At 70.4% G+C, this 25315-nt stretch carries 23 protein-coding genes; 11 read left to right on the top strand and 12 right to left on the bottom strand.

The genetic code is table 11. The annotated features are described in order from the left end of the window. Positions 1–52: 52 nt before the first annotated feature. Complete coding sequence (locus J3486_RS28425) at positions 53–2584, bottom strand: FHA domain-containing protein (RefSeq protein ID WP_207825292.1); 2532 nt, start codon at positions 2582–2584, stop codon at positions 53–55. A gap of 299 nt (positions 2585–2883) precedes the next feature. On the opposite strand from J3486_RS28425, the gene J3486_RS28430 reads away from it, so the two are divergent. Beyond that, on the top strand, positions 2884–4563 hold the full coding sequence (locus J3486_RS28430; RefSeq protein ID WP_229378756.1) for a streptophobe family protein: 1680 nt from the start codon (positions 2884–2886) through the stop codon (positions 4561–4563). 200 nt (positions 4564–4763) lie between these two features. After that, positions 4764–6011: a phosphoserine phosphatase SerB gene (gene serB / locus J3486_RS28435; RefSeq protein ID WP_207825294.1), complete on the top strand. Its 1248-nt coding sequence runs from the start codon at positions 4764–4766 to the stop codon at positions 6009–6011. Between the two features lie 108 nt (positions 6012–6119). Here serB and J3486_RS28440 read toward each other — a convergent pair whose 3' ends face one another. The 4 genes from J3486_RS28440 to J3486_RS28450 form a co-directional block, all read right to left on the bottom strand. Then, positions 6120–6638, bottom strand: coding sequence for a histidine phosphatase family protein (locus J3486_RS28440; protein WP_207825296.1), 519 nt, complete (start codon positions 6636–6638; stop codon positions 6120–6122). Between the two features lie 74 nt (positions 6639–6712). After that, entirely contained in the window at positions 6713–6934 is a 222-nt protein-coding gene (locus J3486_RS28445) for a hypothetical protein (RefSeq protein ID WP_207825298.1), read from the bottom strand. A 164-nt stretch (positions 6935–7098) separates the two neighbouring features. Further along, entirely contained in the window at positions 7099–7218 is a 120-nt protein-coding gene (locus tag J3486_RS44765; RefSeq protein ID WP_267878242.1) for an SGM_5486 family transporter-associated protein, read from the bottom strand. Between the two features lie 29 nt (positions 7219–7247). Next, positions 7248–8489 (bottom strand): CynX/NimT family MFS transporter, encoded by a 1242-nt coding sequence (locus tag J3486_RS28450; RefSeq protein ID WP_374194785.1) that lies wholly within the window; start codon positions 8487–8489, stop codon positions 7248–7250. Between the two features lie 150 nt (positions 8490–8639). Between J3486_RS28450 and J3486_RS28455 the strand changes: the two genes are divergently transcribed. After that, a complete protein-coding gene (locus J3486_RS28455; RefSeq protein ID WP_207825311.1) occupies positions 8640–9335 on the top strand; it encodes a FadR/GntR family transcriptional regulator in 696 nt (231 codons plus the stop codon). Here J3486_RS28455 and J3486_RS28460 read toward each other — a convergent pair. From J3486_RS28460 to fabG, 3 genes are all read right to left on the bottom strand, one after another. After that, positions 9310–9660 carry a hypothetical protein gene (locus J3486_RS28460; RefSeq protein WP_307804969.1) on the bottom strand — a complete coding sequence of 117 codons (351 nt, stop codon included), beginning with the start codon at positions 9658–9660 and terminating at the stop codon, positions 9310–9312. The genes J3486_RS28455 and J3486_RS28460 overlap by 26 nt on opposite strands. 114 nt (positions 9661–9774) lie before the next feature. Then, entirely contained in the window at positions 9775–10551 is a 777-nt protein-coding gene (fabI, locus tag J3486_RS28465) for an enoyl-ACP reductase FabI (RefSeq protein WP_207825315.1), read from the bottom strand. 5 nt (positions 10552–10556) lie between these two features. Then, on the bottom strand, positions 10557–11273 hold the full coding sequence (fabG, locus tag J3486_RS28470; RefSeq protein ID WP_207825318.1) for a 3-oxoacyl-[acyl-carrier-protein] reductase: 717 nt from the start codon (positions 11271–11273) through the stop codon (positions 10557–10559). A gap of 206 nt (positions 11274–11479) precedes the next feature. Here fabG and J3486_RS28475 point away from each other — a divergent pair, with 206 nt between their 5' ends. The 3 genes from J3486_RS28475 to tyrS all read left to right on the top strand — a co-directional run bounded on the left by J3486_RS28475 (position 11480) and on the right by tyrS (position 15729). Next, the gene (locus J3486_RS28475; protein WP_207825321.1) at positions 11480–13003 is read left to right on the top strand and encodes a TldD/PmbA family protein; all 1524 of its coding nucleotides are present in this window, start codon (positions 11480–11482) and stop codon (positions 13001–13003) included. After that, the gene (locus J3486_RS28480) at positions 13000–14400 is read left to right on the top strand and encodes a metallopeptidase TldD-related protein (RefSeq protein ID WP_207825323.1); all 1401 of its coding nucleotides are present in this window, start codon (positions 13000–13002) and stop codon (positions 14398–14400) included. The genes J3486_RS28475 and J3486_RS28480 overlap by 4 nt, the downstream gene beginning before the upstream one ends. Positions 14401–14463: 63 nt before the next feature. Next, on the top strand, positions 14464–15729 hold the full coding sequence (gene tyrS, locus J3486_RS28485) for a tyrosine--tRNA ligase (RefSeq protein WP_207825325.1): 1266 nt from the start codon (positions 14464–14466) through the stop codon (positions 15727–15729). A 97-nt stretch (positions 15730–15826) separates the two neighbouring features. Here the strand turns inward: tyrS and J3486_RS28490 are convergent, their stop codons facing one another. Then, positions 15827–16099, bottom strand: coding sequence for a GlsB/YeaQ/YmgE family stress response membrane protein (locus J3486_RS28490; protein ID WP_207825327.1), 273 nt, complete (start codon positions 16097–16099; stop codon positions 15827–15829). Positions 16100–16327: 228 nt separating this feature from the next. Here J3486_RS28490 and J3486_RS28495 point away from each other — a divergent pair, with 228 nt between their 5' ends. Further along, positions 16328–16678, top strand: coding sequence for a DUF3099 domain-containing protein (locus J3486_RS28495; RefSeq protein ID WP_207825329.1), 351 nt, complete (start codon positions 16328–16330; stop codon positions 16676–16678). A gap of 242 nt (positions 16679–16920) precedes the next feature. Beyond that, positions 16921–17175, top strand: a complete 255-nt coding sequence (locus J3486_RS28500; RefSeq protein WP_207825331.1) for a hypothetical protein — start codon at positions 16921–16923, stop codon at positions 17173–17175. A 4-nt stretch (positions 17176–17179) separates the two neighbouring features. Here the strand turns inward: J3486_RS28500 and moaA are convergent, their stop codons facing one another. The 3 genes from moaA to J3486_RS28515 all read right to left on the bottom strand — a co-directional run bounded on the left by moaA (position 17180) and on the right by J3486_RS28515 (position 20322). Continuing rightward, the gene (gene moaA, locus J3486_RS28505; RefSeq protein ID WP_207825333.1) at positions 17180–18169 is read right to left on the bottom strand and encodes a GTP 3',8-cyclase MoaA; all 990 of its coding nucleotides are present in this window, start codon (positions 18167–18169) and stop codon (positions 17180–17182) included. Positions 18170–18334: 165 nt separating this feature from the next. Then, positions 18335–19957, bottom strand: a complete 1623-nt coding sequence (locus tag J3486_RS28510) for a cation acetate symporter (RefSeq protein WP_207825334.1) — start codon at positions 19955–19957, stop codon at positions 18335–18337. Then, positions 19954–20322, bottom strand: coding sequence for a DUF485 domain-containing protein (locus J3486_RS28515; protein ID WP_207825335.1), 369 nt, complete (start codon positions 20320–20322; stop codon positions 19954–19956). The genes J3486_RS28510 and J3486_RS28515 overlap by 4 nt, the downstream gene beginning before the upstream one ends. A 338-nt stretch (positions 20323–20660) precedes the next feature. On the opposite strand from J3486_RS28515, the gene J3486_RS28520 reads away from it, so the two are divergent. Genes J3486_RS28520 through J3486_RS28530 form a run of 3 tightly spaced genes read left to right on the top strand, consistent with a single transcriptional unit; the run spans position 20661 to position 25275 of the window. After that, on the top strand, positions 20661–22184 hold the full coding sequence (locus J3486_RS28520) for a S8 family serine peptidase (RefSeq protein WP_207825336.1): 1524 nt from the start codon (positions 20661–20663) through the stop codon (positions 22182–22184). Between the two features lie 13 nt (positions 22185–22197). Further along, positions 22198–23706, top strand: a complete 1509-nt coding sequence (locus J3486_RS28525) for a S8 family serine peptidase (RefSeq protein WP_207825337.1) — start codon at positions 22198–22200, stop codon at positions 23704–23706. A gap of 45 nt (positions 23707–23751) precedes the next feature. Next, entirely contained in the window at positions 23752–25275 is a 1524-nt protein-coding gene (locus J3486_RS28530) for a S8 family serine peptidase (RefSeq protein WP_207825338.1), read from the top strand. Positions 25276–25315 lie beyond the last annotated feature (40 nt).

Genomic DNA, 25315 nt, shown 5'->3' on the forward strand with positions numbered 1-25315 from the left:
ACGCCCGCCACCCCGGGGGGGGCCGCCCTTCTCCGTCTTCGTACGTGCCCGGTTACTTGCGCATGACCTCGGGCTCGTGGCGGCGCAGCAGACGTGCCACCACGAAGCCGCAGATGACGCCGAGGGCGATCAGGATGGCGAGGTCGGTGCCCCACTGGCCGACCGAGTGCTCCCACAGCGGGTCGAGGTCGTTCGGGTTCTTCTGGTCCCACGGCGGCATCAGGTGCGCCAGGTCGAGCGTGGCGCCGGCGGCGCCGATCGCCCAGCGGGACGGCATCAGCCAGGCGAACTGCTCCAGGCCCACGGTGCCGTAGATCTGGAAGAGCACACCGGTGAACACGACCTGGACGATCGCGAACATGACGAGCAGCGGCATCGTCTTCTCGGAGGTCTTCACCAGCGAGGAGATGACCAGGCCGAACATCATCGACGTGAAGCCGAGCGCGATGATCGAGATGCACAGCTCGATCGCCGGCGGCATCACGAGGCCTTCCTCGGGAAGGTCGCGCGGCGTGAAGGCGATGGCGCAGATGATGACGCCCTGGATGGCCGTGATGAAGCCGAGGACGATCACCTTGGACATCAGGTACGCGGAGCGGGACAGGCCCGTCGCGCGCTCCCGTTCGTAGATGACCCGTTCCTTGATCAGCTCACGGACCGAGTTGGCCGCGGCCGAGAAGCACATGCCGACGGCGACGATCAGCATGATCGTGCCCGCGTCGCCGTTGAACCGCGACGGCGGCTTGGGCGGTGCCAGGCCGAAGTCGGCCGGGATGACCACCGAGACCAGGCCGAGCACCGCGGGCAGGATCACCATCAGACCCATGAAGCCCTTGTCGGAGGCGATCACCGACACGTACCGGCGGATCAGCGTGATGAGCTGGGAGCCCCACGGCTGCGGCTTGGGCGGCTTGACGGCCGCGGGCGGCGGCATCTGCACGGACTGCGGGGCGACGGCGTCGATGTCGGCCGCGTACATCTGGTAGTGCTGCGAGCCCTTCCAGCGGCCCGCCCAGTCGTAGTCGCGGTAGTTCTCGAACGCCGAGAAGACGTCGGCCCACGTCTCGTAGCCGAAGAAGTTGAGCGCTTCCTCCGGCGGGCCGAAGTACGCGACGGAGCCGCCCGGCGCCATCACGAGGAGCTTGTCGCACAGCGCCAGCTCGGCCACGGAGTGGGTGACGACGAGGACCGTACGGCCGTCGTCGGACAGACCACGCAGGAGCTGCATGACGTCGCGGTCCATGCCCGGGTCGAGGCCCGAGGTGGGCTCGTCCAGGAAGATCAGCGACGGCTTGGTGAGGAGCTCCAGGGCGACGGAGACGCGCTTGCGCTGGCCACCGGAGAGGGAGGTGACCTTCTTCTCCTTGTGGATGTCCAGCTTCAGCTCGCGCAGCACCTCGTCGATGCGCTGCTGGCGCTCCTGCTCGCTGGTGTCCGCGGGGAAGCGGAGCTTGGCGGCGTACTTGAGCGCCTTCTTGACGGTCAGCTCCTTGTGCAGGATGTCGTCCTGCGGGACCAGACCGATGCGCTGGCGCAGCTCGGCGAACTGCTTGTACAGGTTCCGGTTGTCGTAGAGGACGTCGCCCTGGTTGGCCGGGCGGTAGCCCGTGAGCGCCTTGAGCAGCGTCGACTTACCGGAGCCCGAGGGGCCGATGACGGCGATCAGCGACTTCTCCGGGACACCGAAGGAGACGTCCTTCAGGATCTGCTTGCCGCCGTCGACGGTGACCGTCAGGTGGCGTGCGGAGAAGGAGACGTCACCGGTGTCGACGAACTCTTCGAGCCGGTCGCCGACGAGGCGGAACGTCGAGTGGCCGACGCCGACGATGTCGTTCGGGCCGAGCAGCTGGGAGCCGCTCTTGGCGATCGGCTGACCGTTGACGTACGTGCCGTTGTGCGAGCCGAGGTCGCGGATCTCGAAGCGGCCGTCGGGCGTCGCGTGGAACTCGGCGTGGTGGCGGGAGACCTGGAGGTCGGAGACCACCAGCTCGTTCTCCAGCGCACGGCCGATGCGCATCACGCGGCCGAGGGCCAGCTGGTGGAACGTGGTGGGGCTGCGGTCGCCGTAGACCGGCGGGGCCCCCGCGACTCCGCCGGGGCCCGGGCCCTGCTGCTGCGGGACCTTCTGCGCCGGCGGCTGCTGGTACTGCTGCGGCGCCTGTTGCTGCTGCGGCGCCTGCTGCTGGGGCCAGCCCGGCTGCTGCTGGTACTGCTGCTGCGGCGGCGGCTGCTGGGCGAGACCCGCTGCCTGCTGCTGCGCCTGGTGCGGCGAGGCGACGGCCGCGGCCTGGGCGCTGCCCTGCACGTTCAGGCGCGGCCCGTCCGTGGAGTTGCCCAGGTGCACCGACGAGCCGGGGCCGATCTCCATCTGATGGATCCGCTGCCCCTGCACGAACGTGCCGTTCGTCGAGCCGTGGTCCTCGATGACCCAACTGCGGCCGCCCCAGCTGATCGTGGCGTGACGCCACGACACACGGGCGTCATCGACCACGATGTCACCTCCCGGGTCACGCCCGAGGGTGTACGGCCTGGACGGATCGAGCGTCCAGGTCCTGCCATTCAATTCCAGTACGAGTTCAGGCACTCCATGCCCCACTGAGTTGTCCCCCGAGTATTTCCCCCGACATGGGGAGTCTAGGGATGTCGAACATCGTGAGGAACTATTTCAGGAACGCCCCCGTGACCGAAAGTCGGGCCTTGCGTCGGGGGTTGTGAAGACTCCACCGCGCCTCCCGGGGAGCGCCGCCTGCCGCCCCGTTGACGTGGTGGAGCCCGCACCCGGAGAGTGGTGAGTGCCCATAACGCCCTCAACTCCCCCTGCATGCAACGGATCATGCTCATACGGGATATCAGGGGCGGAGCGGTACGGATCGGGGGGGCCTGATGGAGAGCGGCCGGCAGGGAATGCGGGGCGACGGCGCGCCCGCCATCAGGTGGGGCGATGTGCTGTTGTCCGCCGTTGCCGCGGTGAGCTGGGCGTTCATCGGGATGGCGGGCGTCGCGGCGCTCGGCCTGCACCTGCTGGAGGCGGATGCGGCCGGATCGCTGGGCCCGATGACGGCCGCGGTGGTGGCGATCGGCGCGGGCGGGCGGGTGACGCCGTCCGGGGACGTCTCCGCGTTCGGCCTGGACAGCGCGCAGGCGCACACCGCGATCGATGTCGCACCGCTGGGCGTGGGCCTGGTGGGGGCGCTGCTGCTCAGCTGGTTCTTCCTAAGGTCCTTGCGGGGAGCGGGAGTTGAGATCTCGCCGGGTGAACTTCTCGCCCGCGCGGGCGCCGTGGTGGTGCTGTTCGTGGCGATGCTGGGCGGGCTCGCCTGGGCGGGTCACGACATCATCACGATTGACGGTTCGAAGCTCGGACTGAACGACATTCCGGGCGCCGGGAGCCTGCCGGGCGGCATCGCGGACAAATTGCCGGGCGGTCTCGGCGACGCGCTGCCCGACCGGCTCGGCGATCTGGTGCACGCGCAGGCGAAGGTCGGCTTCACGGTGCAGACGGGGGCGACACTGCTCGGCGGCGCCGCGTTCGTGGCCGGCGTGCTGGTGATCGCGCTGCTCGCGTCGCGCCGTACGCCGCTGCCGCGCGGCTGGGAAGCGGTGCACCGCACGGTGCGGCCCGCGGCGTCGGCCCTGGTGACCGTGGTGCTGGTGGCGGTTCTCGCCGGTCTCGCGGCGGCGCTCTACGCGATGATCGGCGACGACCACCCGAAGCGGATCGCGGGCGCGGCCCTGCTCGGGGCGCCCAACGGGGTCTGGATCGGGGTCCCCCTCGGCCTGTTCGTGCCGTGGGACGCGAAGGCGAGCGGCGCCCTGACGAAGGTGCTGCCGCATCCGCTGGACGAGTTGGCGCGGGTGTCGTCGGACCAGCCGATGACGCTGGGCCGGCTGGCCGAACTCGACGGCAGGGTATGGCTGTTGGCCGTCGCGATGGCGCTGATGATGTTGTTCGCCGGGGTGCTGACCGCCGTACGTTCCCCCGTGGTACGGGCCCCCTGGGGCTTCGCCGGGCGGTGCGCGCTGCGGCTCGGGGTCGCCACGGCGCTCGCGCTGCCGCTGCTCGTCTGGCTGACGGACGTCTCGGCGGACGCGTCCCTGTCCGTACTGGGCTTCGACGCGTTCGGCGCCGGGATCGAGGTGCACGGTCATCTCGGGATGGCGCTGCTGCTCGGCGCGGCCTGGGGTGCGGGCGCGGGGGCGCTCGGGGCGCTGCTCGCGTGCGCGACCCGCGCCGCGGGGAGCAGGGTGGCGCCGCCGGCCGCGGTGGCCGCGGTGGCGGGTGCGCCCGGTGCGGGCGAGGCGGCGGGCCCGTACCGGCCCAGCAGCCCGTACCGGCCGTCCAACCCGGACACGAACCCGTATCTGAAGAACCCCTACGACGAGCGGAGCCAGAGCCACGGGGGTTCGGTGAACGCGGCACCGACGGTGGCGAGCCCGATCCGGCCCGAACCGCCGCGCCGGCCGCGCGGCAGGGGCAGCACCAGCCGCGAGTGGCCGGCGCCTCCCCCGCCACCGCCCCCTCCGGGGTCGAACCGGGAGCAGCGGCGGCGCGAGGATTCTTGAGGGCCTGTCGTGCGGGTGCGGGCCGGTGCGGCATCTCCCCGACGAGGAAGGCTGCGCGCCGGCGCATGCCTTCAGGGGCGCGGGGAACTGCGCGACCAGCCCCCACGCACCCGTGCAACGCGCCCCCATGACCACCCCCCTGTCCGGTACTCGGACCAGCGGAGCGTTCCCGTACACGAGCCCGATAACGTAAGGGCATCATGAGCGCTTCGCAGCCCCAGCACCCCGCTGATGCCCCGACCGACACCTCCACCGTGCCGGCCGACGTCCCGACCCTTCTCGTCAAGATCTTCGGCAAGGACCGGCCCGGTCTGACCGCCGGGCTCTTCGACACCCTCGCCGCCTACTCCGTGGACGTCGTCGACATCGAGCAGGTCGTCACCCGGGGGCGCATCGTCCTGTGCGCCCTGGTGACCGAGCCGCCGGCCGGCCTCGAAGGCGACCTGCGCGCCACCGTCCACAGCTGGGCGGAGTCCATGAAGATGCAGGCCGAGATCATCTCCGGCCTCGGTGACAACCGGCCGCGCGGGCTCGGCCGCTCCCACGTGACCGTGCTCGGGCACCCGCTCACCGCCGAGTCCACCGCCGCGATCGCCGCGGCGATCACCGGTACCGGTGGCAACATCGACCGTATCTTCCGGCTCGCCAAGTACCCCGTCACCGCCGTCGAGTTCGCTGTCTCCGGCACCGAGACGGAGAAGCTGCGCACGGTGCTCGCCATAGAGGCGGCGCGGTGGGGAGTGGACATGGCGGTCGTCGCGGCCGGGCTGCACCGGCGGGCCCAGCGGCTCGTCGTGATGGACGTCGACTCGACGCTGATCCAGGACGAGGTCATCGAGCTGTTCGCGGCGCACGCGGGCTGCGAGGACAAGGTCGCCGAGGTGACGGCGGCGGCGATGCGCGGCGAACTGGACTTCGAGCAGTCGCTGCACGCGCGCGTGGCGCTCCTCGAAGGGCTCGACGCGTCGGTGGTCGACAAGGTCAGGAGCGAGGTCCGGCTCACCCCGGGCGCACGCACCCTGATCCGTACCCTCAAGCGCCTCGGCTACCAAGTGGGCGTGGTCTCCGGTGGGTTCACGCAGGTCACGGACGATCTGCAGGATCGGCTCGGCCTCGACTTCGCGCAGGCCAACACCCTGGAGATCGTCGACGGGAAGCTGACCGGCAAGGTCACCGGCGAGATCGTGGACCGCGCGGGCAAGGCGCGGCTCCTGCGCCGGTTCGCCGCGGAGGCGGGCGTCCCGCTCTCCCAGACGGTGGCGATCGGCGACGGCGCCAACGACCTGGACATGCTGAACGCGGCCGGGCTCGGTGTCGCCTTCAACGCCAAGCCGGTGGTCCGCGAGGCCGCGCACACCGCGGTGAACGTGCCGTTCCTGGACACGGTGCTCTACCTGCTCGGCATCACCCGCGAAGAGGTCGAGGCGGCGGACGCGCAGGGAGCGTAGACCCCCGTACACGGATGACAGCGGCTGACAGCGGCTGACAAAGGCCGACAAAGGGCCCGGCGATGAGAGGTGATCATCGCCGGGCCCTTCTCGTACGCGTACGGAGGTCTACTCGCTCGGCGCCCAGTAGTCGACAAGGGTCGCGGTGCCCGGCTCCAGGCTCTTCCACGGGCCGGAGAAGGTGAGCACGGAGAACGCGGAGGTCGGGAAGCCGCGCCGGTTCAGCCGCTCGCGGGCGTCGCCCTCGGCGTCCGCGGCGAGGATCTCGGTGAGGGCCTGCACACCGGGGTTGTGGCCGATCATGACGAGGTTGTGCACGTCGTCCGGCGTCTCGTTCAGCACGGCGATCAGCTCGCCCGGCGACGCCTCGTAGATCCGCTCCTCGTAGACGGTCTTCGGCCGCTCGGGCAGTTCGGCGACGGCGAGCTTCCAGGTCTCACGGGTGCGGGTGGCGGTCGAGCAGAGGGCCAGGTCGAACGGGATGCCGGAGTCGGCCAGCTTGCGGCCGGCGACGGGGGCGTCCCTGCGGCCCCGCTCGGCGAGCGGCCGCTCGTGGTCGGAGACCTGGGGCCAGTCCGCCTTGGCATGCCGGAAAAGGACAATCCTGCGGGGATCTGCGACGCTCATGGGTCCCAGCTTCGCACGAAACGCGCCGTGGGGCGCAGGGAGTTGGCGGGCTCACCCGGCACGGGTGAACGGCCTCAGGGGAGCAGCAGTGCGCGGGCCCGCTCCAGGAGGTGGGCGACGCTCGGATCGGCGGCAGCGGTCTGTCCGTCGGCCGGATTGAGGATCAGCAGGAGCAGGGCCACGAACGCGACGGCCGGCAGCACGATCGCCCACCAGGGAAGCCGGATGTCGACGCCGCTCGTGGGCGCCGGGGCGGTCCGGGTGTCCGAGGGGGCGTACCTCGACAGGGCTGACATGGCTGGTGCCTCCGCGGTCCGGGTCCGGTCGGCAGGTCCGACCGGTACTTCGACGGTACGGAGCGAACGGGCCGCGGCCCATCCGGTGATCCACCCACTTGACCCTGACCCTGGCCCCCTAGGGGATGGTGGAGTTACCCCCACCCCCAGGGCGGAGAGCGGGGTCAGGGCGCGGCGATGGTCGCGATGACGGCGACGATCACGGTGACGGCCAGCATCGCGCCGAGCACGGCGAGAAGCTTCTTCTGGCTGTTCTGCGGATTGGGTTCGAGCACAGGCGACATGCGGCAAGTGTCGCACCCGTCCCCTGCCGTCAGGACGCGGGGGCCGTTCGGGCGGCGACCTCGTCCTCCACCGTGCGGTTGCGGCCGGCGAGGACGCCGATCACGATCTGCGGCACCATCAGCGCGGCCATGAACGCGATCGGCACGCCCCAGCCGCCGGTGGACTGGTTGAGGACGCCGACGAGCAGCGGGCCGGGGATCGAGATCAGATAGCCGGTGGACTGGGCGAACGCGGACAGCTTGGCGACGCCGGCGCCGGTGCGGGCGCGCATGCCGACCATCGTGAGGGCCAGCGGGAAGGCGCAGTTGGAGATGCCGAGCAGGATCGCCCACGCCCAGGCGCCGGAGGCCGGGGCGAGCCAGAGGCCCGCGTATCCGGCCAGGCCGCACAGGCCGAGCGCGATCACCATCGGGCCCTGACTGGGCAGCCGGGAGGCGACGCGTGGGATGACGAAGCCGAGCGGCACGCCCATGACCATCGTGACGGCGAGCAGCACTCCGGCGGACGACGCGGAGACCCCGGCGTCGCGGAAGATCTGCGCCATCCACCCCATCGTGATGTACGCGGCCGTGGCCTGGAGCCCGAAGAAGACGGCGAGCGCCCAGGCGGTGCGGCTGCGGGTGATGCGCAGTCCGTCGTCGCCCGCACCGCCCCGCGCCCGCACCGGCTCGGCGGGGGCCTTGGCACGCGCGAGCGGGATCCAGGGCAGCACGGCGGCGACGGCGAGCCCCGACCACACGGCGAGTCCGGTCTGCCAACTGCCGCCCAGGGCATCGGTCATGGGGACCGTCGCGGCGGCGGCGAGCGAGGTGCCGGCGGCGAGCGCCATGGAGTACAGACCGGTCATCGAGCCGACCCGGTCGGGGAACCAGCGCTTGACGATCACCGGCATCAGCACGTTGCTGACCGCGATGCCCATGAGCGCGAGGGCGCTGGCGACCAGGAACCCGACGGTACCGCCGGTGTAGGGGCGGATGATCAGACCGGCGGCGATCGCGGCCATGCCGAAGCAGACGACGGCGCTCGCCCCGAACCGCTTGGCGAACCGGGGCGCCATCACGCCGAACACGGCGAAGCAGAGCGGCGGTACGGAGGTGAGCAGTCCGGCGACGCTGCCGCTCATGCCGAGCCCGTCGCGGACCTCTTCGAGGAGGGCGCCGAGGCTGGTGATGGCCGGTCGCAGGTTCAGGGCCGCGAGGACGATGCCGACGGTGACGAGGCGTATCGCCCAGACGCTCGGGGCGGCTTGCCGCTGCTCCGGCCGGTCCATGTCGCGTACGGGCTTCTCGGCGGGCGGCGCTGCCATCGTCGGGGTTTCCTCACTAGCCATGAGGCCCATCTTAGAATCATGGGATGATTGGTTGTCCAATCGCTTTGCGTCACACTGAAGTCACCCGGTACCCCGTCGCGAAGGACCGCCATGCCGCTGACCTCCCCCCGCCGCTCGGCCCTGTCCGAGCAGGTCATCTCCGCCCTGCGCGCCCAGATCTCCTCGGGCGAGTGGCCGGTGGGTTCCCGCATCCCGACGGAGCCGGAGCTCGTCGAGCAGCTGGGCGTGGCACGGAACACGGTGCGGGAGGCGGTGCGCGCCCTCGCGCACAACGGGCTGCTCGACATCCGGCAGGGCTCGGGCACGTACGTCGTGGCGACGAGCGAGCTGGCGGGTGTGATGCAGCGGCGGTTCGCGGACGCCGATCCGCGGCACATCGCCGAACTGCGCTCCACGCTGGAGTCGAGCGCGGCGCAGCTTGCGGCCGAGCGGCGCACCGAGCGCGATCTCAAGCAGCTGGACGCGCTGCTCGTACGCCGTGAGCAGGCGTGGGAGTCGGGCGACGCGGAGGCGTTCGTGGCGGCGGACGCGACGTTCCACATGGCCGTGGTGGCGGCGTCCCACAACGACGTGATGACCGCGATGTACGCGGATCTGGGCGAGGTGCTGCGGGACTGGCTGCGCGAGGACGTCGGCGAGAAGCTCAGCGCCGAGAACCACATGGACCACGCGGGCCTCGTGGACGCGATCAGGGACGGGGACGCGGAGGGCGCCGCTACCCAGGCGGCGGGCTATCCGTTCCTGTGCCGTCCGGGACGGCTCAGTCCCTCACCTTCCGGTGGCTGACCCAGACCCGGGCCACGTCCTTCCAGCACCGGCCGTCGAGCCGCACGGTCTCGGCCGGGTCCACCTCGCGCGGCTTCGTGTCGGTGTCGATGTCCCACCAGCGGGCGCACTCGATGTGCAGGGCGACGGCGTCGGCGCCCGGGTACGGGTTGTGGCAGTAGGCGCGCACCCGTGAGCCGTCGGTCTCGGTGCGGCACTGGGCGCCGAAGAGTTCGCGTTTCGGGGCGGGGTGGTCGTCCTTGCCGTCCTTGTCGTCGGACATCGCGTCGCAGGCCAGGACGACGAGCAGGAGCAGGGCGGCGGCGAGGGCTATGGCGGCGGACACGGTTGCGGGGACTCTGCGAGGCGGGACACGCACGAAGGGACCTCCTCGCACCAGCGTGCGGGGAGGTCCCTTCGGTCCGCCCGGCCGGTGGGCCGAACGGGGGAGCTTCGGGCGTCAGGCGCCGATGGCGTGCAGACCGCCGTCGACGTGGATGATCTCGCCGGTGGTCTTCGGGAACCAGTCCGAGAGCAGCGCGACGATGGCCTTGGCGGCCGGCTCCTGGTCGGTGAGGTTCCAGGTCAGCGGGGAGCGGCTGTCCCAGACCTTGGCCAGCTCGTCGAAGCCGGGGATCGACTTGGCGGCCATCGAGCCGAGCGGGCCGGCCGAGACCAGGTTGCAGCGGATCTCGTCCTTGCCCAGGTCACGCGCCATGTAACGGCTGGTGGCCTCCAGGGCGGCCTTGGTCGGGCCCATCCAGTCGTACTGCGGCCAGGCGAACTGCGCGTCGAAGGTGAGGCCGACGACGGAGCCGCCCTCGGTCATCAGCGGCTTGAGCGCCATGGTGAGCGACTTCAGCGAGAAGGCCGAGATGTGCATCGCGGTCGCGACGGACTCGAACGGCGTGTTGAGGAAGTTGCCGCCGAGCGCGTCCTGCGGAGCGAAACCGATGGAGTGCACGACACCGTCGAGGCGGTCGCCGAGCTGCTCGCGGACCAGGCCCTCCAGGCGGTCCAGGTGCTCCTGGTTGGACACGTCCAGCTCGATGACCTTGACGTTCTCCGGCTTCGGGAGCTTCTTCGCGATCCGCTCGGTCAGCGTCGGACGCGGGAAGGCGGTCAGGATGATCTCCGCGCCCTGCTCCTGCGCGATCTTCGCCGCGTGGAAGGCGATGGAGGACTCCATCAGGACGCCGGTGATGAGGATCTTCTTGCCCTCGAGGATTCCAGCCATGATGTTCAGTGACCCATTCCCAGTCCGCCGTCAACCGGGATGACGGCTCCAGTGATGTAAGAAGCGTCGTCGGAGGTCAGGAACTTCACCACACCGGCGATCTCCTCGACCTGCGCGTACCGGCCGAGCGGCACCTGCGACACGATGTTCGCGCGCTGCTCGTCCGTGAGCGCCTGGGTCATGTCGGTGTCGACAAAGCCCGGTGCGACGACGTTGAAGGTGATGTTGCGCGACCCCAGCTCACGGGCGAGGGAGCGCGCGAAGCCGACCAGGCCCGCCTTCGAAGCGGCGTAGTTCGCCTGACCCGCCGAGCCGAGCAGGCCGACGACGGAGGAGATCAGCACGACGCGGCCCTTCTTGGCGCGCAGCATGCCGCGGTTGGCACGCTTCACGACCCGGAAGGTGCCGGTGAGGTTGGTGTCGAGGACGGACGTGAAGTCCTCCTCGGACATGCGCATGAGGAGCTGGTCCTTGGTGACGCCGGCGTTGGCGACGAGGACCTCGACGTTGCCGTGCTTCTCCTCGATCTCCTTGTAGGCCTGCTCCACCTGCTCGGTGTCGGTGATGTCGCACTTGACGGCGAGGAAGCCCAGCTTTTCGAGCTCCGCGGGGTCACCCGAGCGGTACGTGATCGCGACCTTGTCGCCCGCCTCGGCGAACGCGCGGGCGATGGCGAGGCCGATGCCCCGGTTTCCTCCGGTGACGAGAACCGAGCGGCTCAACGGATCACCCTTTCGATAGCGGTGGTGGTACCTCGAAAACCTATCGGTACGACCCGGGGTACGGAGAATCGAGCACCGACAGTGGCGTACTCGACTCGCTGTCGGGTCCCTACAGAAAGGTCTGGCCGCGCACCCCCGTCGCGCGACATGATCGGATCCCACCTGTGGCGAAGACCGCGACGACCGCGACGAACAGGGAGATCTTCGTGCCTCATACGATCGATGAAGGCTTCACGGCGCTGCCCCTGCGGGCCCTGGCCGACGCGGCCCTGGCCCGCGCCCGCGCGCTGGGCGCCGACCATGCGGACTTCCGCCTGGAGCGGGTGCGCAGTGCCGCCGTGCGGCTGCGGGACGCCAAACCCGCCGGTTCCTCGGACACCACGGACCTGGGCTATGCCGTGCGGGTGGTGCACGGCGGGACCTGGGGGTTCGCCTCCGGGGTCGATCTGACGATGGACGCCGCCGCGAAGGTGGCGTCGCAGGCCGTGGCGATGGCCAAGCTGAGCGCCCAGGTGATCAGGGCGGCCGGGTCCGACGAGCGGGTGGAGCTCGCCGACGAGCCCGTGCACGCGGACCGGACGTGGGTCTCGTCGTACGAGATCGATCCCTTCTCGGTGCCGGAGGAGGAGCGGTTCGCGCTGCTGGCGGGGTGGAGCGCGCGACTGCTCGCGGCGAACGGCGTCTCCCATGTGGACGCCTCGCTGCTGTCCGTGCACGAGAACAAGTTCTACGCGGACACGGCGGGGACCGTGACGACGCAGCAGCGCGTGCGGCTGCACCCGCAGCTGACCGCCGTCTCGGTGGACGACTCCAGCGGCGAGTTCGACTCGATGCGCACGCTCGCGCCGCCGGCCGGCCGGGGCTGGGAGTACCTGACGGGCACCGGCTGGGACTGGGAGAGCGAGCTGGCGGAGCTTCCCGGGCTGCTCGCCGAGAAGATGCGGGCGCCGAGCGTGCGCGCGGGCTCGTACGACCTCGTCGTCGACCCGTCGAACCTCTGGCTCACCATCCACGAGTCCATCGGGCACGCCACCGAGCTGGACCGCGCGCTCGGCTACGAGGCCGCGTACGCGGGCACCTCCTTCGCCACCTTCGACCAGCTCGGGAAGTTGAAGTACGGCTCCGAGATCATGAATGTGACGGGCGACAGGACCGCCGAGCACGGGCTCGCCACCATCGGGTACGACGACGAGGGCGTGGCCGGGCAGTCCTGGGACCTGGTCAAGGACGGGACGCTGGTGGGCTACCAGCTCGACCGGCGGATCGCGAGGCTGACCGGGTTCGAGCGGTCCAACGGGTGCGCGTACGCCGACTCCCCCGGGCATGTGCCGGTGCAGCGGATGGCCAATGTGTCGCTGCAACCCGATCCCGGCGGGCTCTCCACCGAGGATCTGATCTCGGGCGTGGACAACGGCCTGTACCTCGTCGGCGACCGGTCGTGGTCCATCGACATGCAGCGGTACAACTTCCAGTTCACGGCGCAGCGGGCGTACGCCGTCCGGGGCGGGCGGCTCGCCGGACAGGTGCGGGACTTCGCCTACCAGGCGACGACCACCGACTTCTGGGGCTCGATGGCCGCGGTCGGCGGGCCGCAGACCTATGTCCTGGGCGGCGCCTTCAACTGCGGCAAGGCCCAGCCGGGCCAGGTCGCCGCGGTCTCGCACGGCTGCCCCTCCGCCCTCTTCAAGGGCGTCAACATCCTCAACACCACGCAGGAGGCGGGTCGATGAGCCCCCGTACGCCCGGGACCAAGCCGTACGAGATCGTCGAGCGCGCGCTGCAGCTGTCGCGGGCCGACGGCTGTGTCGTCATCGCCGACGAGACGTCCACCGCGAATCTGCGCTGGGCGGGCAACGCGCTCACCACGAACGGGGTCACCCGCGGGCGCACCTTGACCGTCATCGCGACGGTCGACGGCAAGGAGGGCACGGCGAGCGGTGTCGTGTCCCGGTCGGCGGTGACCGCGGACGATCTCGAACCGCTCGTCCGCGCCGCCGAGGAGGCCGCCGCGAAGGCCGGGCCCGCCGAGGACGCGCAGCCGCTGGTCGACGGCGTACCGCACTCCCCCGGCTTCACGGACGCCCCGGCCGAGACCTCGTCGGCGGTGTTCGCGGACTTCGCGCCCGCGCTGGGCGAGGCGTTCGCGCGGGCCAGGAGCGGCGGGCGCGAGCTGTACGGCTTCGCGAACCACGAGCTGACCAGCAGCTATCTCGGTACGTCGACGGGGCTGCGGCTGCGGCACGACCAGCCCAACGGGACCCTGGAGCTGAACGCGAAGTCGCCGGACCGTACGCGGTCGGCGTGGGCGGGGCAGTCCACGCGGGACTTCAAGGACGTCGACCCGGCCGCGATGGACGCCGACCTCGCCACCCGGCTCGGCTGGGCCGAGCGCCGCATCGACCTGCCGGCCGGGCGGTACGAGACGTTGCTGCCGCCGACCGCCGTCGCCGACCTGCTGATCTACCAGCTGTGGTCGGCCGGGGCGCGGGACGCCGCCGAGGGGCGGACCGTGTTCTCCAAGCCCGGTGGCGGTACGCGCGTCGGGGAGCGGCTGAGCGAGCTGCCGCTGACGCTGCGCAGCGATCCGCACGCGCCGGGCCTGGAGTGCGCGCCGTTCGTGCTGACGCATTCCTCCGGGGACGACGCGTCCGTGTTCGACAACGGGCTGCCGGTCTCGGCCACGGAGTGGATCGCGCGCGGTGAGCTGAAGCATCTGACGACCACCCGGCACAGCGCGGCCCTGACGGGCCTTCCCGTCGCGCCCGCCGGGGACAACCTGATCCTCGACGGCGGCTCGCGGAAGTCCCTGGAGGAGATGGTCGCGGCGACGGAGCGCGGGCTGCTGCTCACCTGTCTCTGGTACATCCGCGAGGTCGACCCGGCGACGCTGCTGCTGACCGGGCTGACCCGGGACGGCGTCTACCTCGTGGAGAACGGGGAGGTCGTCGGCGCGGCGAACAACTTCCGGTTCAACGAGTCGCCCGTCGACCTGCTGGCCCGCGCCACGGAGGCCGGCCGGACGGAAAAGACGCTGCCCCGCGAGTGGGGCGACTGGTTCACTAGGGCTGCGATGCCGGCGCTGCGGGTGCCGGACTTCAACATGAGCTCGGTCAGCCAGGGCGTCTGAGCCCTTCGGTTCGCCCATAGACTGGTCGGGCCCCAACAGAACTGTTCAAGGAGAACCAGAACCGTGACGGACATCGTCGACGAGCTGAAGTGGCGCGGCCTGTGGGCCCAGTCCACTGACGAGGACGCACTGCGCAAGGCGCTCGCGGACGGTCCGGTCACGTTCTATTGCGGCTTCGACCCGACCGCCGCCTCCCTGCACGTCGGCCACCTGGTGCAGGTGCTGACCATGCGCCGCCTCCAGCAGGCGGGCCTGCGCCCGCTGGCGCTGGTCGGCGGCGCCACGGGCCAGATCGGTGACCCGCGCCCGACGGCCGAGCGCACGCTGAACGACCCGGAGACGATCGCTCACTGGGTGACCCGGCTGCGTTCGCAGATCGAGCCCTTCCTCGACTTCGAGGGGGAGAACGCGGCGACGATGGTGAACAACCTGGACTGGACCGCGGGCATGTCCGCGATCGAGTTCCTGCGGGACATCGGCAAGCACTTCCGGGTCAACAAGATGCTGACCAAGGACTCCGTGGCCCGCCGCCTGGAGTCGCAGGAGGGCATCAGCTACACGGAGTTCAGCTACCAGCTCCTGCAGGGCATGGACTTCCTGGAGCTGTACCGGCGCTACGGCTGCACGCTGCAGCAGGGCGGCTCGGACCAGTGGGGCAACCTGACGGCCGGGCTCGACCTGATCCACCGCCTGGAGCCGGAGGCGTCGGCGCACTGCATCGCGACGCCGCTGATGGTGAAGGCCGACGGCACCAAGTTCGGCAAGACCGAGGGCGGCGCCGTCTGGCTCGACCCGGAGATGACGACGCCGTACGCGTTCTACCAGTTCTGGCTGAACGTGGACGACCGGGACGTCTCGACGTACATGCGCATCCTGTCCTTCAAGTCCCGCGAGGAGCTGGAGGAGATGGAGGCGCTCACGGCCGAGAAGCCGTTCCTGCGCACCGCGCAGAAGGCGCTCGCCGAGGAGCTGACCACGCTGGTGCACGGCGCGGACCAGTGCCGGGCCGTGATCGACGCCTCCAAGGCGCTGTTCGGCCAGGGTGAGCTGTCCGACCTGGACGCGGGCACGCTGGCCGCGGCCCTGTCCGAGCTGCCGCACGTCACGGTGGACGCCCTGGCCCCGGTCTCGGACCTGCTCGCCGAGACCGGTCTGGTCGCTTCCAAGTCGGCCGCCCGGCGCACCATCAAGGAGGGCGGCGCCTACGTGAACAACGTGAAGGTCGTCTCCGAGGACGCCGTCCCGGAGACCGCCGAGCTGCTGCACGGCCGCTGGCTGGTGCTGCGCCGCGGCAAGAAGAACCTGGCCGCGGTGGAGCTCAAGGGCTGACGTCCGCGCGCCCGCGCACGCCTGAAGGGGCGGTCCCGTCCGGGACCGCCCCTTTCGGTTTCAGTGCGCCGTACTCGATAGGGGTGCGGTGGCCCCGTTACGCCTTCTTCTTCCCGCGCAGCGCCACCCAGGCCATGTCGCCCACGCCGACGACGACCACGGCGCCGATCAGTTGCAGCAGGTGGCGGGTCCAGTCGATGCCACGGGTGTCGTTGACACCGATGGCGGTCGCCATCCAGTTGCCCAGGACGCTACCGACGATCCCGAAGACCGTCGTCAACCACAGCGGAATGTTCTGCTTGCCCGGCAGGATCATGCGTGCGATCAGACCGAGCACGAAGCCCACGATGATTGCCCACAACCAACTCATGTCGTCGCCTCCTCGCGGCGAGGGGTGCGCGGCTCATGGACGCGCCCGTGCGATCAGTCTCCGGCCGTACTCCGTACGGCGCACGTCGGGGAGGCTCATACGTGGTAAGGCGCAGAAGGCGCGCCCAGGTCAGGGCGCCCCCGGTCTCGTAGCCGGCGCAGCCCCGGCGTAACGTGATGGAAGTCCGGTCCGGGGAGAGTCCGGCGAGCTGGCAGGCGGTGGAATGTGATGCGGAAGCGCGGAAGCAACGGCGGAGCAGAGGTTTTCCGGATCACTGGGGCCCGGCAGGGGCTCGCCGAGGATGTGCGCGGGCGGCAGCGGCGGTACGTCATCTCGATGGGGATCCGCACCCTCGCGGTGATCGCGACGGCCGTGCTCTGGAACGTCGAGCGGCACGTCGCCATCGTGACTCTGGTACTCGGTGCCTTCCTCCCCTACGTCGCCGTGGTCATCGCCAACGCGGGGCGCGAGAACGCGCCGAATCTGCCCTCGACGTTCGTGCCGGCGCCGTCGCGGCCCATGATCGCGCCGACGTCCGCGGCCGGTGCCGCGGAATCCGTCCCGGAAGACCGGGTGTAGCCGGCGGCGCTCCGTACCGCTCCGCGATCAGGCGATCACACTGGTCGGCAAACCTCAAGAAAAGCTCAGAGCAATATGTAGTTCTGGTGCCGGGTGCGGGGTCGCCCGTGACATACTGCGTACGCGCTCCGCATCCCCCGTCGGAGCGACGGACCGACGCCGGGCAGCTCCCCCCGTGGCTGCTCGGCGTCGCCTTTTCCCGGGGTGTCCAGCGGGTTTTCCGGGCCGTTTAGGGTTGAGGCGTGAACCTCGCGAACCTGTCCGGACCCACGCCCCCGTCCCCCACGACCCCCCAGTGCTCGGCCAAGGGCTGCCGTGCCGACGCGGTCTGGGTCCTGGCGTGGAACAACCCGAAACTGCACACGCCCGACCGCCGCAAGACATGGCTCGCGTGTGACGACCACCGCGAGCATCTCTCCCAGTTCCTGGGTGTGCGGGGTTTCCTCAAGGACGTCGTGACGCTGGCGGAGTGGGAGTCACGGCCCGCGGCCGAGTAGCGGCTCAGCCGCCGATCGCCGACATCGGGCGGTCGGGCTGGAGGAACGACGGGTCGTCCAGGCCCGAGCCTGCCTTCTTGCCCCACATCGCGGTCTTCCAGATGTCGGCCAGCTTCTCGTCCGGGGCGTCGGAGCGCAGGGCCGCGCGCAGGTCCGTCTCCTCCGTGGCGAACAGGCAGGTGCGGACCTGGCCGTCGGCGGTGAGGCGGGTGCGGTCGCAGGCGGAGCAGAACGGGCGGGTCACCGAGGCGATGACGCCGACACGGTGCGGGCCGCCGTCGACGACCCAGCGCTCGGCCGGGGCCGAGCCCCGCTCGTCGGTTCCTTCGGGGGTGAGCTCGAAGCGCGTACGCAAGGAAGCCAGGATGTCGCCCGCGGTGACCATGCCCTCGCGCTTCCAGCCGTGCTGGGCGTCCAGGGGCATCTGCTCGATGAAGCGCAGCTCGTAGTCGTGCTCGACGGCCCAGGCGAGCAGCTCCGGGGCCTCGTTCTCGTTCAGGCCCGGCATCAGGACCGAGTTGATCTTCACCGGGGTGAGGCCCGCCTCGTGGGCCGCGGCGAGGCCCTCGATGACGTCTTTGTGCCGGTCGCGGCGGGTCAATGTCTTGAAGACGTCGGGACGCAGGGTGTCCAGCGAGACGTTGACCCGGTCCAGGCCCGCTTCCTTGAGTGCCTGCGCGGTGCGCCTGAGCCCGATCCCGTTCGTCGTCAGGGACATCTTGGGGCGCTTCTCCAGACCGGCGACCCGCTCGACGATCCCGACCAGGCCGGGCCGCAGCAGGGGTTCACCGCCGGTGAAGCGGACCTCGGTGATGCCCAGGTGGGTCACGGCGATCCGGATGAGACGGACGATCTCGTCGTCGGTCAGCAGGTCGGGCTTGGCCAGCCACTGCAGGCCCTCCTCGGGCATGCAGTACGTACACCGCAGATTGCACCGGTCGGTCAGCGAGACCCGCAGGTCGGTGGCCACTCGGCCGTAGGTGTCGATGAGCACGTGGGCCCCCTCCCTCTTGCTGCATGCACTGCCTTGTACCGCCGAGCCTACGTGACCGGTACGACACTGACAGGGCGGTGATCCCACGAGCGTGCCGCGCCCCCGTCGTAGAGAGCTACCAGCGCTCTGCGACGGGGGCACGTGAGGAACGTACGAGCGTGACGCTCAGTGGGCGCCGGTGCCCGTGAGCGAGCGCACCTCAAGTTCCGCGTACTTGTCCGGGTCGGCCTTCTCCTTGGACAGGTACGTGCCGACGACACCCAGCAGGAAGCCGACCGGGATCGAGATGAGGCCCGGGTTCTCCAGCGGGAACCAGTCGAAGTCGGCGCTCTTGAACATGGACGTCTCCTTGCCGGAGACGACCGGCGAGAAGAGCACCAGGAAGACCGCCGTGAACAGTCCGCCGTAGATCGACCACAGGGCTCCGCTGGTGTTGAAGCGCTTCCAGAAGAGGGAGTAGAGGATCGTCGGCAGGTTCGCGGAGGCGGCGACGGCGAAGGCCAGGGCCACCAGACCGGCCACGTTCAGGTCGCGGGAGAGCGCGCCGAGCGCGATGGAGACGATGCCGATGAAGACCGTGGCCCAGCGGGCGGCCCGCATCTCCTCCTTCTCGGTCGCCTTCCCCTTCTTGATGACGTTCGCGTAGATGTCGTGCGCGAACGAGGAGGACGACGCGAGGGTCAGGCCGGCGACGACGGCGAGGATCGTGGCGAAGGCGACCGCCGAGATGGAGGCCAGCAGGATCGCGCCCCAGTTGGAGTCGACGCCGCCGAGATGGAGGGCGAGCAGCGGTGCCGCCGTGTTGCCCGCCTTGTTCGAGGCGATGATCTCGTCCGGTTTGATCAGGGCGGCGGCGCCGAAGCCGAGCGCGAGCGTCATCAGGTAGAAGGCGCCGATGATGCCGATGGCCCAGTTGACCGACTTCCGGGCGGCCTTGGCGGTCGGGACCGTGTAGAAGCGGATCAGGATGTGCGGCAGCCCCGCCGTGCCGAGGACCAGGGCGATGCCCAGCGAGATGAAGTCGATCTTCGAGGTGGCCGTGGCGCCGTACTTGAGGCCCGGCTCAAGGAACGGTGACCCCTTGCCGCTGTTCTCGGCGGCCGTGCCGAGCAGGTCGGAGATGTTGAAGTTGAACTTCAGCATGACCAGGAAGGTGAGGAGGATGGCGCCGGCGATGAGCAGGACCGCCTTGACCATCTGCACCCAGGTGGTGCCCTTCATGCCGCCGATCGTCACGTACACGATCATCAGGACGCCGACCAGCGCGACGATGCCGACCTTGCCCGCGTCGGAGGTGATACCGAGGAGCAGCGAGACCAGGACGCCCGCGCCCGCCATCTGCGCAAGCAGATAGAAGATCGAGACGACGATGGTGGAGGTGCCGGCGGCGGTGCGCACCGGACGCTGGCGCATCCGGTAGGCGAGGACGTCACCCATCGTGTAGCGGCCGGAGTTGCGCAGCGGCTCGGCGACCAGGAGGAGCGCCACCAGCCACGCGACCAGGAAGCCGATCGAGTAGAGGAAGCCGTCGTAGCCGAAGAGCGCGATGGCGCCCGCGATGCCGAGGAACGAGGCGGCGGACATGTAGTCGCCGGAGACCGCGAGGCCGTTCTGGAACGCGGTGAACTGGCGTCCGCCCGCGTAGAAGTCGGCCGCGCTCTTGGTCTGCCGGCCCGCCCACACGGTGATCACGAGGGTGGCGACGACGAACACCGAGAACAGGCTGATGATCAGGGTGCGGTGATCGCCGACCGGGTCGGCGGCGAGTACGTGCAGTGCGGGGCTCATGCGCCGCCCTCCATACGGGACTTGATGGCCTCGGCCTTGGGGTCGAGCTTCGCGGCGGCGTGCCGCGAGTACCACCAGGCGATGAGGAACGTGGTCAGGAACTGGGCGAGGCCGAGCACGAGGGCCACGTTGATGTTGCCGAAGAGCTTGGTGCCCATGAAGTCGCCCGCGTAGTTGGAGAGCAGGACGTACACGAGGTACCAGGCGATGAACGCGATCGTGAGCGGGAAGGCGAACGAGCGGTGTGCGTGGCGCAGTTCACCGAACTCCGCGCTCTGCTGCACCTCCACGAACTCCTCGGTGGAGGGCATCGCGGGGCGCGTGTCCGGACTGCCCTTCTGCGGTGGTGGTGCGTCGGTGGCCACGGAGTCTCCTCGTGGTGCGGATGCTGGTGGGGACGGGGGTGTACGCATGTCTGTTCTGAACCTCGTAGTGACGTGGATCACGTCTACGCGGGTCGCGATGGTAGAGCTTCCCGACGTGATCCGACAGGGGGCCGGATCCGGCCCTTGCCCCCTGCACAACGTCACGGAGTCACGCGCAGAGTGGTTCAACTCCCTTGATTTCTTTCGGAACTCGTTGCTGACCTGCGGCTACCAGGGATACGTTCGCACCGCACCACACGTCATGTACCTGCCCGAGCACCACACGTGCCTCGGGCTTTTCCGTACTCGCCACGTATGACGGATGATGTGGAGATCCCATGGCTCATCTGCCCGCCAGACGCCGCATGGCCCTGGCCCTGCCGATCGGCATCGCTCTCACGGCCTCGTTCGGCTTCCTGCCGTCCGCGGTCGCCGCACCCGCCGACTCGCCCACGGCTACCGCGAGTTCGGCGTCGTCGCTCGCGTACGTCGTCAACACGCGCAGCACGGACGCCCGCACGATCGCCTCGGTGACCCGGGCGATATCCGCGGCCGGAGGTTCCGTCGTCGAGACGTACGCCAAGATCGGCGTCATCGTCGTGCACTCCTCGAACCCGGACTTCGGCCGGCAGGTCCGTGCCGCGCGGGGCGTCGCCTCGGCCGGTGCGACGCGCACCGCGCCGCTCGACGCGGCCGCCACGACCGACGAGGGCGGCGTCCAGAAGCTGTCGGCCGCCGAGGTCACGTCCCTTTCCGCGAAGGCCGCTTCGGGTGAGGAGCCGCTGGAGGCCAACCAGTGGGACCTGCGGGCGATCGGCGCCGACAAGGCCGCGAAGATCAACCCGGGCAGCCGGAGCGTCACGGTCGGTGTCATCGACACCGGCGTCGACGACACCCACCCCGACCTCACCGCGAACTTCTCCGCCTCCCAGTCGGCGAGCTGTGTCGGCGGCAAGGCCGACACCTCGTACGGCGCGTGGCGGCCGGCGAACCCGGACCACTACCACGGCACGCACGTCGCCGGTGAGATCGCGGCGGCCCGCAACGGCATCGGGGTCGCGGGCGTCGCGCCCGGTGTGAAGGTCGCGGGCATCAGGGTGGCCGACCCGGTCAGCGAGCTGTTCTACCCGGAGAGCGTCGTCTGCGCCTTCGTGTTCGCCGCCGACCACGGCATCGAGGTCACCAACAACAGCTACTACGTGGACCCGTGGCTCTACAACTGCACGGACGACCCCGACCAGCGGGCCATCGTCGACGCGGTGAACCGGGCCCAGCTGTACGCCACCAGCAAGGGCACGCTGAACCTGGCGTCGGCGGGCAACTCGCACGACGACCTCGACGCGGACGCGATCGTCGACGCCTCCAGCCCGGACGACTCGACGGCGGTCACCCGCACCATCGACCCGCACACGTGCTTCGACGTGCCGACCCAGCTGCCGGGCGTCGTCACGGTCAGCGCGACCGGCGTGAACAAGGCCAAGTCGTACTACTCCAGCTACGGCAGGAACGTCATCGACATCGCCGCGCCGGGCGGCGACAAGCTCCAGATCCCGGACACCCCGGACCAGAACGGCCGCATCCTGTCGACGCTGCCGGGCGGCGCGTACGGCTATCTGCAGGGCACCTCGATGGCGTCGCCGCACGCCGCGGCCGTCGCCGCGCTGCTGAAGTCGGCGCACCCGCGGGCGACCCCCGCGCAGCTCCAGGCGATGCTGAAGGCGCAGGCCGACCCGCAGGCGTGCCCGGCCTCCTACGACCCGGACGGCACCGGCACGTACAAGGCGACCTGCACGGGCAGCGTGCGCAACAACAGCTTCTACGGCCACGGCATCGTCGACGCGCTCGACGCCGTCAAGAAGTAGGAGCGGATCCTCCATGTCTGGCAGACAGTTGAGATCACGCCTGGTCCGCTCCCTCGCGGCGGCCGCGGGGTTCGCGACACTGGCGGCGCTCGCGGCGGCCCCGAACGCGGTGGCCGCCGCCTCCGCCCCGGCGGACGGCCCCCTGCTCAGTTATGTCGTCAACATCCGTCCGGGGCACGGCACTTCGGCGTCCGTGCAGCGGGAGATCGCCGGGGCGGGCGGCAGTGTCGTCGCCGCGTACGACAGGATCGGCGTCATCGTCGCGCACTCCACGAACCCGGACTTCGGCCCGGCGATCCGGAGTGCGCGCGGGGTGCAGAGCGCGGGCGTGACCCGGACCGCGCCACTGGCCGCGTCGGCGACGGACGAGACGGGGACGACCCAGGCCCTGACGGCCGCTCAGCAGGCGCGCGTCGCCGCCGGGTCGACCGCGGCGCAGGAACCGCTCGAACCCAACCAGTGGGACATGCGGCTCATCGGCGCCGACCGGGCCCACGCGATCGACGACGGCAGCCGCAAGGTGACCGTCGGCGTCATCGACACCGGCGTCGACGACACCCACCCGGACCTGGCGCCGAACTTCTCGCCGTCGCAGTCCGCGAACTGCGTGGGCGGCAAGGCCGACACGTCGTACGGGGCGTGGCGTCCGTCCGAGGCGGCGGCCGACCACGGCACGCACGTGGCGGGCACCATCGCCGCCGCGCGCAACGGGATCGGCGTCGCGGGCGTCGCGCCGGGCGTGCGGCTGGCGGCCATCAAGGTCGCCGACCCGGGCACGCAGCTCTTCTACACGGAGAGCGTGGTCTGCGCGTTCGTGTTCGCCGCCGATCACGGCATCGACATCACCAACAACAGCTACTACTCCGACCCCTGGTACATGAACTGTGTGACGGACGCCGACCAGAAGGCCCTGGTCGACTCGATCACGCGGGCCATCCGGTACGCCCGGGACAAGGGCGTCACCAGTGTCGCGAGCGCGCACAACTTCAACGACGACCTGGCGTCGGACTCGGTGGTCGACACGTCGAGTCCCGACGACGGCACGCCGGTCGACCGGACCGTCGATCCGTCACAGTGTCCGATCGCGCCGGAGATGCTGCCCGGGATCGTGACGGTGTCGTCGGTGGGCGTCACCAAGGAGAAGGCGTTCTACTCCAACTACGGCAACGGCGTCATCGACGTGGCCGGCCCCGGCGGCGACAGCCTCAGGCCCGCCGACACCCCGGACAGGAACGGCCGGGTCCTGTCGACGCTGCCGGGCGGCGGCTGGGGCTACAAGCAGGGCACGTCGATGGCGGCCCCGCACGTGACGGGCGTGCTGGCGCTGCTCAAGTCCGAGCACCCGCGGGCGACTCCGGGCCAGTTGGAGGCGCTCCTGAAGGCGCAGGCCGACGCGCACGCCTGCCCGGCCTCGTACGACGGGGACGGCGACGGTGTCGTCGACGCGGTCTGCGAGGGCGGCGCCCAGCACAACGGCTTCTACGGCTACGGGATCGTCGACGCGCTCCGGGCGGTCAAGTAGTGCATCGAGTCAGCGAGTTGCTTCCATGAGCGAACAGGAGACTTCATGACGACGCCTCATCAGCGTCCCCGGGGCGCACGCCGCTCCATAGCGGTGCCGCTCGGCATCGCGGCGGTGACCGCCCTGGCGCTGCTGCCCCAGACCACGGCGACGGCCGCCACGCCCGGCGCCGACGGGCCCGACCTCAGTTATGTGGTCAACGTCTTTCCCGGCAAGGCGAGTTCGGTGTCGGCAGCCCGGGCCATCGGCCGAGCGGGCGGCACGGTCGTCATCGCGTACGACAAGATCGGTGTCATCGTCGTCCACTCCAAGAACCCGGACTTCGCGCGGACGATCCGGGCCGTGCGCGGCGTCGAGTCGGCCGGTGCCACGCGCACCGCGCCGCTGGCCGCGCAGTCCAGCGACGACGTCGCCACCCAGCGCACGCTCACCGCGGACGAGGCCGAGAAGGCCGCGGCGGAGGCGGCTCCGGGCCAGGACCCGCTGGAGCCGCTGCAGTGGGACCTGCCCGCCATCAAGGCGGACCAGGCCCACGAGAAGTCGCTGGGCAGCCCGAAGGTGACGGTCGGCGTGCTCGACTCCGGCGTGGACGACACGCACCCGGACATCGCGCCGAACTTCGACAAGAACGCGTCGGCCAACTGCCTGGGCGGCGTGCCGGTGCAGAAGGACGACGCGTGGCGTCCGGTGGCCGGTGAGTCCGACCACGGCATGCACGTGGCGGGCACGATCGCCGCCGCGAAGAACGGCGTCGGCGTCACGGGGGTCGCGCCGGGCGTGAAGGTGGCGAGCCTGAAGGTGGCCGAACCGGCCACCGGCATGTACTACACGGAGGCCGTGGTGTGCGGCTTCATGTTCGCCGCCGACCATGGCGTGGACGTCACCAACTCCAGCTACTACACGGACCCGTGGCTGTTCAACTGCAAGACGGACGCCGACCAGAAGGCGCTCGTCACGGCCGTCACGCGGGCCACGCAGTACGCCGAGCACAAGGGTGTCGTGAACGTCGCGGCGGCCGGGAACGCGAAGACGGACCTCGCCCAGGACGAGATCGTCGACGACTCCTCGCCCGACGACACGACCCCGGTGACGCGCACCATCAAGACGAAGGACTGCTTCGACATCCCGTCGCAGCTCCCCGGCGTCGTCACGGTCTCGGCGACCGGCGCCAAGGGCATCAAGTCCTCGTACTCGAACTGGGGCAAGGGCGTCATCGACATCGCGGCGCCGGGCGGCGACAGCACCGCGTACCAGACGCCCGCTCCCCCGGCGACCAGCGGCCTGATCCTGTCGACGCTGCCGGGCGGCAGGTACGGCTACAAGGCCGGTACGTCGATGGCGTCGCCGCACGTCGCGGGCGTCGCCGCACTGATCAGGTCGACGCATCCGCACGCCACGGCGGGGCAGGTGAAGGCGCTGCTGTACGCGGAGGCCGACGCGACGCCGTGCACCGACCCGTACGACATCGACGGCGACGGCAAGGTCGACGCGGTGTGCACGGGCAGCAGGAACAGCAACAGTTTCTACGGTGCCGGGACGGCGGACGCGCTGGCCGCCGTGACCAAGTAGGGCAACGCGCGTACGGGGAGGGGCCGCCCAGCGCCTCCCC

The sequence above is a fragment of the Streptomyces sp. VRA16 Mangrove soil genome, assembly GCF_017377775.1.
Classification (GTDB): domain Bacteria; phylum Actinomycetota; class Actinomycetes; order Streptomycetales; family Streptomycetaceae; genus Streptomyces.